This is a genomic window from Streptomyces sp. NPDC001728 (assembly GCF_040297565.1).
Classification (GTDB): domain Bacteria; phylum Actinomycetota; class Actinomycetes; order Streptomycetales; family Streptomycetaceae; genus Streptomyces.
In genome coordinates this window covers 183,277-196,071 of record NZ_JBEOZK010000001.1, presented here as the reverse complement: position 1 = coordinate 196,071, position 12,795 = coordinate 183,277, and the positions used below count along the sequence as shown (strand labels likewise).

Here is a 12,795-nt window from a genome sequence, read left to right as displayed (position 1 = left end):
CACGCTAGGCGCGGGCGGCCACCGGTGCTTCTCGATTCCTGACCGGTCGGGTGACCTGCTTGGCGACGCAGGACGGCATGCCCGCGTCGCCGTCCGCGACCTGGCGCCGGTAGACGCTGGGCGGGACGCCGACGAGCTCGGTGAAGCGGGTGCTGAAGGTGCCGAGCGAGGAGCAGCCGACGGTGAAACAGACGTCGGTGACGCTCAGCTCGTCCTGCTGGAGCAGGGCCATCGCGCGCTCGATGCGCCGCGTCATGAGGTACGAGTACGGGGATTCGCCGTAGGCCTGCCGGAACTGGCGGCTGAGGTGGCCCGCCGACATGCTGACGCCCCTGGCGAGGGCCTCGACGTCGAGGGGCTGGGCGTACTCCCGGTCGATCCGGTCACGCACACGGCGCAACCGCGCCAGATCACTCAGGCGCTGCGCCTCGGTCAGTGCGCTCATCCACGCAGGATGACACATGGGAGGAATCCTTTCGGCGGACTTCCGGGAAGGGGACGGCCGGCGGATTCCCGGGAGCGGACGGCTCGGCGGGGGCCGGGAGCTGGACGGCTCGGCGCGACGCCGGGAGTCGTACGGCTCGGCGTGGCGCCGGGGGCGCCGGACGGCTCGGCGCGACGCCGGTGGCGTCGTACGGCTCAGCGGACTTCCTGGAAGCGGACGAGGTTGCCGGCGGGGTCGCGGAAGGCGCAGTCGCGGACCCCGTACGGCTGCCGGGTCGGCTCCTGCACGACCTCGGCGTCCCCGGCCTGCACCTTCTCGAAGACCGCGTCGAGGTCGGGGGTGGCCAGCAGGATCCAGCCGTACGTGCCCTTGGCCATCATCTCGGCGATGGTCCGCCGCTCGGCCTCGGTGATCCCGGGGTCGGCCCCGGGCGGCGCGAGCAGGATCGACGTACCGGGCTGCCCGGCGGGCCCGACGGTGATCCACCGGGTCCGCCCCTGCCCGACGTCACTGCGCACCTCGAACCCGAGGGCGTCCCGGTAGAACCGCAGGGAGGCGTCGGGATCGTCGTGCGGGAGAACGGTGGTGTGAATGGTGATGTCCATGCCCACCACGCTAGTTGGGCGATACCTCCGGTGCTTCTCTGTTCCTGACGAATTCCGCGGGACGGTCCGACGCCGGAAGGGGGAAGGGGGAGGGGGAAGGGCGGAAGGGCGGAAGGCGGGAGGGTGCGCCCGCCAGGTGGCCCGGTCATCCCGGATCGAATTGGCCCCCGTGACCGGGCAATTGCTCAGTACCGTTGGTGCCATGACCACACGATCTACGTCGGCCGAACAGCCCGTGTCCGTGGCCCCGGCCGAGGTGCCGACGCGGCAGGCCCGTAACTCCGCCGCCTTGTGGACCGCTACCGGCCGGTGCCGGGGGCACGAGGTCGTCCGGCGTCGTGGATTCCTCGCGGTCGACGGCGACGCGCGTGCCGGCCTGCGGATCCTGATCCAGGAGCCGGACCTCGACCCGCGGGAACTGGCCGAGTTGGGCGAGCTGGTACGCCGAGCCCCGGGCGCGGTGAACGCCGAGGATCCGTTCAGCTCGACCGACCTGAGCCGGATGGGCATGCGCGGCTGGCAGATGCCCGTCATGCTGCGCCCGCCCGGTCCCGTCGGCGAACCGGGGCTGGATGTGATCCGGGTGCGGCGGACCGAGGACCTCCAGGCGGCCGAGCGGATCGCGATCGAGGGCTTCGAGCTGGCCGGGTTCCAGCCCCACCGCCCCGGCGAGCTGTTCCCGGCGGCGCTGATCGAGCAGCCCGGCGTGGACGTGTTCGTCGCCATGTGCGACGGCGTGCCCGCGGGAGCGGGTGTCACCGTCGTGGACGACGGCATCGGCAGCCACTACTGGGTCGGCACTTCGCCGGCCTTCCGGTCGCGCGGCGTGGGGCGGGCCGTCATGCTCGGCTCCCTCGCCCACCTGGCTGACCTGCCGGTCACGCTCACCGCCTCGAAGCTGGGCAGGCCGCTGTACGAGTCGCTGGGCTACACCGCCGCGGCGTCCGCGACCTGGTGGGCCTCTCAGTGACACCGCCGAGGTAGTCCCGCCGGTCTCGGACCGCCGGTGGGGCTGCTTCGGCATCGCGGCACTCGTACAAGCAGTGCCCGGCTGCCGCCTCCCCTTCCTCTACGGGTGCGGCTTCTCGCCGTTCGCGAGCATCGTCACGAACTTCTCGATGCGGCGGGCCCGGGTCTCGGGCCTCTTGGCGTCCTGGACGCGGTAGAGGATCGCGTAGCGGTTCGGGCGGTCGAGGGTCTCGAACGCGGCTGCCGCGGCCGGTACGGCGGCCAGGGCGGCGGCGAGGTCGTCCGGCACGGTGGCGGTCCTCGCGCTGTCGTAGGCGGCCTCCCAGCGGCCGTCGGCCTTGGCGCGGTCGATCTCGGCCTGGCCGGCCGGGCGCATCCGGCCCTGGGCGATCAGGACGGCCACCTTGTCCCGGTTGATCTTCGACCACCGGCTGCGCGAGCTGCGCGGACTGAACCGCTGGAGCCACCACTCGTCGTCGAACTTCGCCTTCTGCCCGTCGATCCACCCGTGGCAGAGCGCCACGTCCAACGCCTGCGCGTAGTCGAGCGCGACGATCCCGGGCGCCTTCTTCCGCAGCTTGAGCCAGATGCCGGGGGACTGGGCGTGGTGCTCCCCGAGCCACCTCTCGAACTCCCCGGCGGACGCGAACGCGACGATCTCCAAGTCCTCAGCCATCCCGGCAGCGAACCACAGTCGGTGCGGCGCGGCGGGCAGCGGCGTGGCCCGCGATGCCACGTTCGCCGCCGCCGGCCACTGTCGGTGCCCCGTTCGGGCAGTCCTGACTGCGCATCGGCCGGCTGTAGGCGGTGCAGCCGCTCTCGGCGTGCCAGGCCATGGAGACACGACCCCGGGGCAGTCGCTGACCTCACTGCGAGGGCTGGCGCCCCGCGCCGGAATCCCCTGTGCGGATTCTCTTCGGACTGCTGGGATGGAGGCATGAGTCTCCTACCTGCCGGGGCGGCCGAGGTCGTCGTCCCCGTTCTCGTGCGCGATCTGACGGTCGCCGATCTGCCGGACTGTGCCTGGTCCGGTTCGGCGGCCCATCTGGTGCGGGTGGCGCGGGAGTTGGAGCGCGCCGCTGCCGGCGAGGTGGACTACCTGGCTGTCTGTGCCCCCGCCGGGCTCCCGGTGGCGATCGGCTGTGTCGACTATCGGGTCGCGGTCGGTGCGGGCACGCTGTCGCAGCTCGGGGTGCTTCCCGCCCTGCAGTCGTGCGGTCTGGGCACCGTCCTCGTCCGGGCCGCGGAGGACCGCGTCAGGTCACGCGGCCTGCGCCGTGCGGAGCTCGGGGTGGAGGAGAGCAATCCACGGGCTCGGGCCCTGTACGAGCGTCTGGGGTATGTGGCGTACGGCCGGGAGCCCGATGCCTGGGACGTGGAGGCGCCGGACGGTTCGCTGCGTCGGTACGAGACGATGTGCACGCTGATGCGCAAGGACTTGGCTTAGGGGGAGGGCCATGGCCCTGGAGGTGTGGACTTCGGTCCTTTCGCTCACGGGTGTCGCGCTCGGCGGTGGGCTGACGGCGTTCTCCCAGCGGGCCACCCAGCGGTCCGCCGAACGCTCGGAGGAACGGCGACGGAGGGCGGCCGGCGACGAGGCGCGCCGGGCGGAACAGCTCCAGGCGATCAAGGACTTCCTCGTGTGCGCCCAGGAAGCCGAAAGAGCGGCCTACAGCCGCCCCGACGCATGGGGCGGTGACGACGGCTGGAGGGGAACCGCCGGCGCCGCCATGACCGCACTCTGGGTCGCTGAACGGCACCTCGTACTGCTCTGCGATCCGAACCTGCACGCCCCTGTCCATGCGTACGGCCGCTCGCTCAACCAAGCGGTATGGCGCGAGATCGGCGACACCGAGGTCAACGAGCACCTGGAGGAGCACAAGGCCGCGTTCATGACCGCGGCCCGTGCGAGCCTGTCCTCGCCGTCGGACCCGGCGGCATGACGTACGACGAAGGCCCTGGTCTCCGACCAGGGCCTTCGTCCAAGAGCGGATGACGGGAATCGAACCCGCGCCGCAAGCCCGCGCGTCACTGCTGCGAGCCGGCGCATCACTCGGCGCCCGAAGGGACGGTCCGGGCCGCGCGGCGCTGATGCCGAAGAGGGCCTCGCGCGCGCCCTCGCGCTCGAGTGGTTCTCCGTCAAGCCCCTCCGGAATCGACGACGGGCGAGCCCACCTCAGTCCGAGGCCGGAGGCGTGTCCGAGTCCGCGTCCGATTCCGCGGCGCGGCGGTACTCGGCGTTGATGCGCTGGGCCTCTTCGAGTTGGTCTTCGAGGATGATGATGCGGCAGGCGGCCTCGATGGGGGTGCCCTGATCGACGAGTTCCCGGGCGCGTGCCGCGATGCGCAGCTGGTAGCGGGAGTAGCGGCGGTGGCCGCCCTCGGAGCGGAGCGGGGTGATGAGGCGGGCTTCGCCGATGGCGCGCAGGAAACCCTGGGTGGTGCCGAGCATTTCGGCAGCCCTGCCCATGGTGTAGGCGGGGTAGTCGTCGTCGTCGAGACGCCCGTACGAGTCGTCTGCTGTCATTTGCACCTCTCTGTGAAACGCGTAGAGGGGCCCTGGTGCCGTACGGCACCAGGGCCCCGAAGGAACTACTACACCACCTGCCGGCCTTGATACTGCGCCGGCCTACTGTGTCCGCCGACTCGACCCAGTGACTGTCGGGTTCGCGGGGATCGTGGTTGCTTGACCGGAGACCACCTCACTATCGATGTCCTGCGGTACCCGGACTCGAGACCTCCGGCCGGGCGATCCTGATGGCGCTGCGTTCCTCCGTTCTTCCCTCGGTCTGCTCAGTGGCCTGTGTCAGCGCCACTCCTCGTCACTGCCGGGTACTGCGCACTGCCATCGCGGGTCCGTATCTGCCATGCCCACGGTCCCGCTCGTGGCGGCCCCTGATCACTGCGGGCCACCCGGTCCGGCCGTCAGTCCCGTCGCCGTCCTGCGAAAGCCCTGGCTTCGAGACTCCACCGCCGCACCGTCCTGCGACTTCCTCGTACCGCTGGTACTGCTTGCCGGCAGTTCGTCTCTGCCAGGCCCTCTTGTCTCTCTGGGCTACGAGAGAAACCATAACCAGGCCACCACTCAATGTCTACTCTGGCCGAGATAGATTTTCGCGTGTCCGGTGGGCAGGTAATCGACCTCGACGAGCGATGCGGAGAGTGGTGGAGCGTTCGTCGCCGGCTTGACCACCACGCCGCCGCCCATGGCGCGGGTCACTCGCTCGATACGCGAGAGGGCCCGACCGGCGTGTGCCGGTCGGGCCCTCTCGGCTGATCTGAGTCAGCCCACGTTCGCTCGCGGATCGCGGTCAGGCCGCAGCCGAAGTGCCGAGCTGCGCCGAGGCGTGCTGGAAGGGGTCGAGCCCGTGCGCGGGCTCGACGGCCCGGGGAAGGGAGCGGCAGGTGAAGCCGAGCTTGGTCATGGCCCGGACGACTTCGCCGACGCTGAAATCGCGGCGGTCCTGGCCCGTGAGGACCTGGCCGACCTGCTTGGCGGGGTAGGTGCGGCGGCCGATGATCACGGACTCACCGGTGGCCTCCTCGGGCTTGACGCCCTTCATGGAGTCCAGGACTCCGCTCTTGGTGAGCTCGAACGGGAAGCGGGCGATGACACAGCGCACGATGCCTCACAGGAAGAGGAAGGGGATGGGTCCGCCGTGGTGAGGCGGGTCACGCGAGGGCGAGAGCGGGCGTGGGTACGTCTGAGGGGCCGTCCTGCCCGCCCATGACGGACGGGGTGCCGAGCCGGCGGAGACGTATCGCCCGCCCGGCCGTGAGGACGGTGGACGAGGTGAGCGGCTCGCCGTCGCCGCAGAGGTCGCGCAGCCGAAGCCGGTCCGTGTAGGCGGAGCTTTCGCGGACGGCGGTGAGCCGGGCCAGGGTGACGAGGCCGGTGGCGAGCCCGTCGTCGTCGCAGACGAGCAGGTGGCCGGTCCGGGCGCCTGCCATCACGGCCAGCGCCACCTCGACGGTCATGTCGTCGCCGACCCGGAGTTCCGCCGGGTCCAGGGAGTCCCGGTCCCTCACGGTCCTGAGCGCGGGAGAGGTCCGGGCCGAGGGGGACTGCGTCTGGACCGAGCCGGGCTGCGTCTGGGCCGATGTCACGACGTGCCTCCTGGGGAGATGGGGCGGCTTCCGGATCACGTGGCGGCTCAGGCCGCCGTGTCGGCGGCGGGCCGTCGCACGCCCGCGCGCCGGACGGCCGAAGCGGAACTGCGCCGACCGCGGGAGGTCGCCCCGCGCTTACGCAGCTCGGCCGGCGGCGCGGTGATCGTCACGGGCACGCCCGACGGGGCCTGGGCGCCGGTGATCCTGCGGAGCGTCTCCTCGCCGGAGCGGACCTGGGTGGTCTTCGGCACGATGCCGGCGTCCTGCAGGAGCCGGGTCATCCCGCGCCGCTGGTTGGCGGTGACCAGGGTGACGACGGTGCCGGACTCGCCGGCCCGCGCGGTACGGCCGCCGCGGTGGAGGTAGTCCTTGTGGTCCGTCGGCGGGTCCACGTTGACGACGAGGTCGAGGTTGTCGACGTGGATGCCGCGCGCGGCGACGTTCGTCGCCACCAGGACGGTGACGTGCCCCGTCTTGAAGCGCGCGAGGGTGCGGGTGCGCTGCGGCTGCGTCTTCCCGCCGTGCAGGGCGGCGGCCCGCACACCGGAGTGGAGGAGGTCCTCGGTGAGGCGGTCCACGGCGTGCTTGGTGTCCAGGAACATGATCACTCGACCGTCGCGTGCCGCGATCTCCGTCGTCAGCCGCTGCTTGTCGGCGCCGTGCACGTGCAGGACGTGGTGCTCCATCGTGGTGACCGCGCCCTGGGAGGGGTCGACGGAGTGGACGACGGGGTCGGCGAGGTAGCGGCGGACCAGGAGGTCGACGTTGCGGTCCAGGGTCGCGGAGAACAGCATGCGCTGGCCCTCGGGGCGGACCTGGTCCAGAAGCGCGGTGACCTGCGGCATGAAGCCCATGTCGGCCATCTGGTCGGCCTCGTCCAGGACGGTGATCGTCACCTGGTCCAGCCGGCAGTCGCCGCGGTCGATGAGGTCCTTGAGGCGGCCGGGGGTGGCCACGACGACTTCGGCGCCACCGCGCAGCGCGCTCGCCTGCCGGCCGATCGGCATCCCGCCGACGACGGTGGCCAGGCGCAGTTTCACGGCGCGGGCGTAGGGGGTGAGGGCGTCGGTGACCTGCTGGGCGAGTTCCCGGGTGGGGACCAGCACCAGCGCCAGCGGCTTCCGGGGCTCGGCGAGCTGTCCTGCGGTGCGGGCCAGCAGGGCCAGACCGAAGGCGAGGGTCTTGCCGGAGCCGGTCCGGCCGCGGCCGAGGACGTCACGGCCGGCCAGGGAGTTCGGCAGCGTCGCGCCCTGGATGGGGAACGGGACGGACACGCCCTGCGCGGTGAGCGCGGCCAGCAGGCGCCGGTCCAGAGCCAGGTCGGCGAAGGCCTCGACGGCGGGCAGCGCCGGAGTGATCGTCTTCGGCGGGGCGAACTCCCCCTGCACGGCGGCGGGACGCCTGCCGTATCCGCCCGACCGGCTCGGACCTCCCGATCGGCTCGCGGCGGACGAAGCGGGGCGACCGGCCCGGCCCGTTCCGGCGGAGGAGTCGTACGTGTGGCCGCCGTTGCGGCGGGTGCGGGAGGAACGGCCGTTCGTGCGTGTGGGGTTCATTCAGAACCTTCCTGGATACGGCGCGTATCGAAGAATTCCAGCAGCGGATGAACAGCTTGGGGAATCACAGGAACGGCCGAGTCGAATGAGAGAGCAGGCGGCTTGGCCGGGACAAGGAATTGTCGACGCGCAAGCAGGCCGGCGAAAGAAATGCGGGTGATGCGGGTGCGGGTGGGGACCCCGCGAAACGAAACAGCTGGGGCCCGCACCCCGAGGGATGCGGGCCCCAGCTGTGTATGAAGCGCGAGCGTCAGGCGGAGACGATGTTCTCGGCCGTCGGGCCCTTCTGGCCCTGCGCGATGTCGAAGGAGACCTTCTGGCCCTCCTGGAGCTCGCGGAAGCCCTGCGCGGCGATGTTCGAGAAGTGGGCGAACACGTCAGGGCCGCCACCGTCCTGCTCGATGAAGCCGAAACCCTTTTCCGCGTTGAACCACTTCACGGTGCCAGTAGCCATGTCAATTCTCCTCTGGGCAGTACGACGGAATCCGCACTTTACGGACGCCGTGTCGCCGCGATGATGCCCTGCCCGGAAAATGAAAATGACCGGAAATACAAAGCGCTTCCTGCGGCACGCGGCCGACGGGAGGCGCTTGAAGTCTTTGGGTACCAAAACTGCAACTGGTTTCGACAGTAGCACGTCACTGTGGCCGGTGCGTCGCGGATATTTCTCCCTGTGTGTCGCCGGTAAAAACTCTGTCTGCGACGGCCGTCAAAATCTCAGTGCGCGAACACAGGTATTCGCGTACTTCGAATGCGGTATTTCGGAAGCGCACCCGGAACGGGCGGCCCGCCGGACGACGGCCCGCCGACCTGCGACCGAAGCTCCAGTTCTCTGACCCGAGGCTTCGCCGAAGAGCGGATGACGGGGATCGAACCGCGCCACAGGATCGGGAACCACCGCCACCTGTCTCGGCTACCTGGTGCCTGACCTGGGAAAATTGATTCCCTCCCGTACGTGGCGCGGAGAGATGCTCGACGCGCCGCGAGGGGGACCGTGCCGCGTCCGTACGTCGCACCGTGGTGCGGGTGCCTCCCTTTGAAGGAGACGGCCTCGGTTCCGTGAACGGTCCCTCGCCGCCGGACGCCGGTACGGACGCCGGTACGGACGCCGGTACGGAACATGGAGCTGCTCACAGCGGGCCAGGTGGCCCGGACCGAAAGCGGCCCAGTCAGCTCGCATGCGATCGGCCTGTGCGATCGGTCGACTACGGACTCGGGGCGAGGAGCCGCCGCAGTGCCGTGGGTGTGTGGCCGAGGTAGTGGCGCATCGTGCGGGTGAGGTGGGCCTGGTCGGAGAAGCCCAGGTCGGCGGCGAGGGTGGCGAGGCTTTCCTCGCCCGCGTCCAGACGGTCGAGGGCGCGGCCGACACGGACCCGGTTGCGGTAGCGGGTCAGGGAGACTCCCAGCTCGTGGGTGAAGGCGCGGCTCAGACGGTAGGGCGAGACGCCGAGGAGCTCCGCGAGGGGCAGCAGTCCCTCGGAGGCGGGGTGGGCCTCGCCGATCGCCCGCCGTGCCGCGGCGACGAGCGGCGCCTCGTCCCGGCCGGGGCGCACCCCCGTCGGGACGGCTCCGTCGACGGCCTGTCCGACGGTGGCGGAGAGCAGTCCGAGGAGTTCCTCGGTCACCGCGTGGTCCACGTCTCCGGTGCGGGCGGACGCGAGGACGCGGCGGTGGGTCAGATCGAGGCGGGCGTCCACGTACACACTCTGCCGGGCCGGGCGGGCGTCCTCGCCGGCCACGGCCCGCCACAGCGTGGGCGTCAGGCTGATCGAGGTGCACTCGTCGCCCCCGGCTGCCGGGTGTGCGAAATGCTCCTCCTCACCCGGCACGCCGAGATAGGCCGTCGTCGGGTCGACCTCGACGGGGGCGCCCGCCACCCGCCTGCGGAACCGGCCGCGCCGCACGATCACCACCCGGTAGTCCTCGCGCACCTCCGTCTGCGACCAGCGGGTGTGGTCGTCCCGGCAGCTCACCGCGGTGATGCGGAAGTCGGGCCGGGTGGCGAGGGCGGTGGTGGTGAGCACCCTTCGACGCTACGCCGGGGGTCTGACAACGGCCCGCCGCAAGGATGTTCAAGACCGGGACGGGACGTGGCGAGCAGGCTGAGCGGCATCGCACGTCGTCCCGTATCGCGCTCTAGGAGTTGCCGTCATGTCCGTTCTCGCGAAGATCAGCACCGTGGTCGTCGATTGTGGTGACCCGGTCCGGCTCGCCGAGTTCTACAGCAAGGTCACCGGATGGGAGATCACCGACAGCGGCGAGGACTACGCCGCTCTGGCCGGCGGGGACCAGCCCGGCCTGGCCTTCGTACGGATCGAGGGTTACCAGGCCCCGGGCTGGCCCGACGATGCCAAGCACGCCCACCTCGACCTCACGGTCACCGACCTGGAGGAGGCGGCCGGCCGGATCCTCGCCCTCGGAGCGTCGAGGCCCGGGTTCCAGCCCGGCAAGGACCAGTGGGTCGTCCTCACCGACCCCGAGGGGCATCCGTTCTGCCTCATCGCCGACGCCTGACACGTCCCCTGACACGTCACCCGACAGGAGAGGGGCACATGGCTCACATCCACAAGGAATTCCTGGTCGACAACTCCCCGGAGAGCGTCTGGGAGGCCCTGCGTGACGTCGGCGCGGTGCACCGGCGTCTGGTGCCGGGCTTCGTCACGGACACCCGTATGGAGGCGGACACCAGGATCGTGACCTTCGCGAACGGTGTGGTCGTGCACGAGCTGATCGTCGACATCGACGAAGCGGCCCGCCGGGTGGCCTACGCGGTGGTCGGCGGTTCGATGGAGCCGAAGCACCATCACGCCTCGATGCGGGTCTTCGCCGACACCGAAGGGCGCAGCCGGTTCGTCTGGACGACCGACGTGACGCCGGACGAACTCGCCGCCCCCATCAGCGAGATGGTCGAGCAAGGCGCGCGCATCATGCGGGAGACGCTGAAGGCCGCCCCGGGCCCGGCGGGCAGGTAGGAACCTCGGGGCAGGTGGTGCAGCGGTCGTGCAAGACGCATAGGCAGGTCCGGACAACGACGAAGCCCCAGGTCTCTGACCTGGGGCTTCGTTCAAGAGAGCCGATCACGGGAATCGAACCCGCGCCACAAGCTCGGGAATCACCGTCGCTCAGACAGATCATTCGGTGTCCGGCCGCGAAGACGTCCTCTGATGTGGCGGTTGAGGCGGTCGCGGAGACACTCGTGCCGACCGCCGTTCACCGCCCCGACCCCGAAGGGCACGGATGGGGCACGCTCGGCCGCGACCCGGGGGTCAGGAGTTGCGCGGGACGACCAGGCCGGATTCATAGGCGAGGACCACGAGTTGGGCTCGGTCGCGGGCGTGGAGCTTGGTCATCGCCCGGTTGATGTGGGTTTTCACGGTCATCGGGCTGATCACCATGTGGTCGGCGATCTCGTCGTTGGACAGGCCGCGTGCGACGAGGGCGACGGCTTCGCGTTCGCGGCCGGTCAGCTCTTCGAGCCCCGCCTCGGCATGGGTGTCGAGCGGCTGGGACACGTACCTGTCGATCAGCTTGCGGGTGATCGAGGGTGCGAGCAGGGCGTCGCCGCGCGCGGCCACGCGGACGGCGTGCAGGAAGTCGTCCGGGACGATGTCCTTGACGAGAAATCCCGCGGCGCCGGCGCGCAGCGCGTCGAAGACGTACTCGTCCATGCCGTAGTTGGTCAGAATGACGACGTGTACCCCGGCCAGGGTGGGGTCCGCGGCGATGCGCCGGGTCGCCTCGATGCCGTCGACGACCGGCATCTGGATGTCGATGAGCGCGATGTCGGGCAGGTGTTCCCTGGCGAGCTCCAGGCCCTCCTCGCCGTCGGCGGCTTCGGCCACCACCTCGATGTCGGCCTCGAGGCCGAGGAGTGCGCGGAATCCGCTGCGGATGAGCGGCTGGTCGTCGACCAGCAGGACCCGGATCACGATGTTCGCTCCACGGGGAGTTCGGCCCGGACGGTGAAGCCCCCCTCGCCGCGCGGTTCGGCGCGCAGGAGGCCGCCGAGGGCGGTGACGCGTTCGCGCATGCCGAGCAGCCCGACGCCGGGCACGGGGGTGGTGCCCGGCGTGGCCTTGCCGTCGTCGTCGATGCGGAGCGCGAGGGTGTTGGGCCGGTAGTCGATCCGGACCGATGCCGTGGTGGCGGCGGCGTGCCGGACGATGTTGGTCAACGACTCCTGAACGATCCGATAGGCGGTCCTACCCACCGCGGCCGGCACGTCGTGCCGGTGCCCCTCGATCGTCAGCGTCGCCTCCAGACCGGTCCTGCCGGCCCGCTCCACCAGTTCCGGTACGTCGGCGAGCCCGCGCGGTGGGGCCGTGTCGTCGTCGCGCAGCGCCTCCAGAGTCGCGCGCAGCTCCCGGCTCGCCTCCCGCCCGGCCTCCTGGATCGCCAGCAGCGCCTCCGGCACGCTCTCGCCGCGTCTGCGGGCCACGTGGACGGCGACCTCGGACTGCACCTTGATGACGGAGATCTGGTGGGTGAGCGAGTCGTGCAGTTCCCGGGCTATGTGCAGCCGTTCCTCGTCGGCACGGCGCCGCGCGGTCTCCTCCCGGGTGCGCTCGGCCTCCTCCGCCCGTTGCTCCGCCTGCCGCACCGCCTCCCCCGCGGCAAAGGCGGCGATGAGCCAGGCGATCTCCAGGGTGCCGCGGGCCTGCACCAGCACCTCGCCCACGGGCCCGTCGCGGACGAGCAGCGCCGTGAACTGGATCGCCACCAGCAGGGTCAGAGACGCCGTCACCGCCACGGCACGGCACCCGGCCCGCACCGCGCCGTACACCGCGACCAGGTACGCGACGGTGAGCACGTCGAACCCGGCCGCCTGGTAGCCCACCGCGCACAGCCCGGTGACGGCCAGGACGACGACCGGAGCCCTGCGGCGCGCGGCCAGCGCCAGGCCGCCGACCGCAAGGAGTGCGTGGCCGAGCAGATCGGGACCCGTCCCGAGGCGCTCCCCGGACCACCCGTCGCCCAGCATCAGCGCCGCCACGCCCACGGCGATCACCCAGTCCCCGACACCAGCCGGTACACCGAACCGTCGTATGCCCATGCGCGCACCCTAGCCAGATGCTGCCGCGGAGGAGTCCGGCTCGTGGATGACCGACCG

17 protein-coding genes are annotated in these 12,795 nt (G+C 71.0%); 5 read left to right on the top strand and 12 right to left on the bottom strand.

The features are described 5' to 3' along the window. Positions 1–4: 4 nt before the first annotated feature. Positions 5–445, bottom strand: coding sequence for a helix-turn-helix transcriptional regulator (locus ABT154_RS00900; protein WP_317876336.1), 441 nt, complete (start codon positions 443–445; stop codon positions 5–7). Between the two features lie 194 nt (positions 446–639). Continuing rightward, on the bottom strand, positions 640–1,050 hold the full coding sequence (locus ABT154_RS00895) for a VOC family protein (protein ID WP_317876337.1): 411 nt from the start codon (positions 1,048–1,050) through the stop codon (positions 640–642). Positions 1,051–1,252: 202 nt separating this feature from the next. Between ABT154_RS00895 and ABT154_RS00890 the strand changes: the two genes are divergently transcribed. Beyond that, positions 1,253–2,020 carry a GNAT family N-acetyltransferase gene (locus ABT154_RS00890; RefSeq protein WP_351851159.1) on the top strand — a complete coding sequence of 256 codons (768 nt, stop codon included), beginning with the start codon at positions 1,253–1,255 and terminating at the stop codon, positions 2,018–2,020. 99 nt (positions 2,021–2,119) lie between these two features. Here ABT154_RS00890 and ABT154_RS00885 read toward each other — a convergent pair whose 3' ends face one another. Next, positions 2,120–2,695 (bottom strand): YdeI/OmpD-associated family protein, encoded by a 576-nt coding sequence (locus ABT154_RS00885; RefSeq protein ID WP_351851157.1) that lies wholly within the window; start codon positions 2,693–2,695, stop codon positions 2,120–2,122. A 261-nt stretch (positions 2,696–2,956) separates the two neighbouring features. Here ABT154_RS00885 and ABT154_RS00880 point away from each other — a divergent pair, with 261 nt between their 5' ends. Beyond that, positions 2,957–3,466, top strand: a complete 510-nt coding sequence (locus ABT154_RS00880) for a GNAT family N-acetyltransferase (protein WP_351851155.1) — start codon at positions 2,957–2,959, stop codon at positions 3,464–3,466. Positions 3,467–3,476: 10 nt separating this feature from the next. Then, positions 3,477–3,962 (top strand): hypothetical protein, encoded by a 486-nt coding sequence (locus ABT154_RS00875; RefSeq protein ID WP_351851152.1) that lies wholly within the window; start codon positions 3,477–3,479, stop codon positions 3,960–3,962. A gap of 233 nt (positions 3,963–4,195) precedes the next feature. Here ABT154_RS00875 and ABT154_RS00870 read toward each other — a convergent pair whose 3' ends face one another. From ABT154_RS00870 to ABT154_RS00840, 7 genes are all read right to left on the bottom strand, one after another. Then, positions 4,196–4,546, bottom strand: coding sequence for a MerR family transcriptional regulator (locus ABT154_RS00870; RefSeq protein WP_317873062.1), 351 nt, complete (start codon positions 4,544–4,546; stop codon positions 4,196–4,198). A 558-nt stretch (positions 4,547–5,104) separates the two neighbouring features. Beyond that, the gene (locus ABT154_RS00865) at positions 5,105–5,239 is read right to left on the bottom strand and encodes a hypothetical protein (protein ID WP_351851151.1); all 135 of its coding nucleotides are present in this window, start codon (positions 5,237–5,239) and stop codon (positions 5,105–5,107) included. Positions 5,240–5,330: 91 nt separating this feature from the next. Further along, on the bottom strand, positions 5,331–5,642 hold the full coding sequence (locus ABT154_RS00860; RefSeq protein ID WP_351851148.1) for an SCO5918 family protein: 312 nt from the start codon (positions 5,640–5,642) through the stop codon (positions 5,331–5,333). A gap of 49 nt (positions 5,643–5,691) precedes the next feature. Further along, positions 5,692–6,126, bottom strand: coding sequence for a CBS domain-containing protein (locus ABT154_RS00855; RefSeq protein ID WP_502969412.1), 435 nt, complete (start codon positions 6,124–6,126; stop codon positions 5,692–5,694). 47 nt (positions 6,127–6,173) lie between these two features. Next, positions 6,174–7,685, bottom strand: coding sequence for a DEAD/DEAH box helicase (locus ABT154_RS00850; RefSeq protein ID WP_351851146.1), 1,512 nt, complete (start codon positions 7,683–7,685; stop codon positions 6,174–6,176). A 250-nt stretch (positions 7,686–7,935) separates the two neighbouring features. Beyond that, entirely contained in the window at positions 7,936–8,139 is a 204-nt protein-coding gene (locus tag ABT154_RS00845; RefSeq protein ID WP_030323642.1) for a cold-shock protein, read from the bottom strand. 751 nt (positions 8,140–8,890) lie between these two features. Then, a complete protein-coding gene (locus ABT154_RS00840) occupies positions 8,891–9,709 on the bottom strand; it encodes a helix-turn-helix domain-containing protein (RefSeq protein WP_351851143.1) in 819 nt (272 codons plus the stop codon). 127 nt (positions 9,710–9,836) lie between these two features. Between ABT154_RS00840 and ABT154_RS00835 the strand changes: the two genes are divergently transcribed. Next, a complete protein-coding gene (locus ABT154_RS00835) occupies positions 9,837–10,199 on the top strand; it encodes a VOC family protein (RefSeq protein WP_351851140.1) in 363 nt (120 codons plus the stop codon). A gap of 38 nt (positions 10,200–10,237) precedes the next feature. After that, positions 10,238–10,657 (top strand): SRPBCC family protein, encoded by a 420-nt coding sequence (locus ABT154_RS00830; protein ID WP_351851137.1) that lies wholly within the window; start codon positions 10,238–10,240, stop codon positions 10,655–10,657. A gap of 294 nt (positions 10,658–10,951) precedes the next feature. On the opposite strand, the gene ABT154_RS00825 is transcribed toward ABT154_RS00830, so the two are convergent. Together ABT154_RS00825 and ABT154_RS00820 are read right to left on the bottom strand one after the other, a co-directional pair. Further along, on the bottom strand, positions 10,952–11,614 hold the full coding sequence (locus tag ABT154_RS00825) for a response regulator (RefSeq protein ID WP_351851134.1): 663 nt from the start codon (positions 11,612–11,614) through the stop codon (positions 10,952–10,954). Next, a complete protein-coding gene (locus ABT154_RS00820) occupies positions 11,611–12,738 on the bottom strand; it encodes a sensor histidine kinase (protein WP_351851131.1) in 1,128 nt (375 codons plus the stop codon). Before ABT154_RS00820 ends, ABT154_RS00825 begins: the two co-directional genes overlap by 4 nt. Positions 12,739–12,795 lie beyond the last annotated feature (57 nt).

Coding starts and splice junctions, on each gene's coding strand:
- ABT154_RS00900 (WP_317876336.1), bottom strand. CDS start 445: ATGAGCGCACTGACCGAGGCGCAGCGCCTGAGTGATCTGGCGCGGTTG.
- ABT154_RS00895 (WP_317876337.1), bottom strand. CDS start 1,050: ATGGACATCACCATTCACACCACCGTTCTCCCGCACGACGATCCCGAC.
- ABT154_RS00890 (WP_351851159.1), top strand. CDS start 1,253: ATGACCACACGATCTACGTCGGCCGAACAGCCCGTGTCCGTGGCCCCG.
- ABT154_RS00885 (WP_351851157.1), bottom strand. CDS start 2,695: ATGGCTGAGGACTTGGAGATCGTCGCGTTCGCGTCCGCCGGGGAGTTC.
- ABT154_RS00880 (WP_351851155.1), top strand. CDS start 2,957: ATGAGTCTCCTACCTGCCGGGGCGGCCGAGGTCGTCGTCCCCGTTCTC.
- ABT154_RS00875 (WP_351851152.1), top strand. CDS start 3,477: ATGGCCCTGGAGGTGTGGACTTCGGTCCTTTCGCTCACGGGTGTCGCG.
- ABT154_RS00870 (WP_317873062.1), bottom strand. CDS start 4,546: ATGACAGCAGACGACTCGTACGGGCGTCTCGACGACGACGACTACCCC.
- ABT154_RS00850 (WP_351851146.1), bottom strand. CDS start 7,685: ATGAACCCCACACGCACGAACGGCCGTTCCTCCCGCACCCGCCGCAAC.
- ABT154_RS00845 (WP_030323642.1), bottom strand. CDS start 8,139: ATGGCTACTGGCACCGTGAAGTGGTTCAACGCGGAAAAGGGTTTCGGC.
- ABT154_RS00835 (WP_351851140.1), top strand. CDS start 9,837: ATGTCCGTTCTCGCGAAGATCAGCACCGTGGTCGTCGATTGTGGTGAC.
- ABT154_RS00830 (WP_351851137.1), top strand. CDS start 10,238: ATGGCTCACATCCACAAGGAATTCCTGGTCGACAACTCCCCGGAGAGC.
- ABT154_RS00820 (WP_351851131.1), bottom strand. CDS start 12,738: ATGGGCATACGACGGTTCGGTGTACCGGCTGGTGTCGGGGACTGGGTG.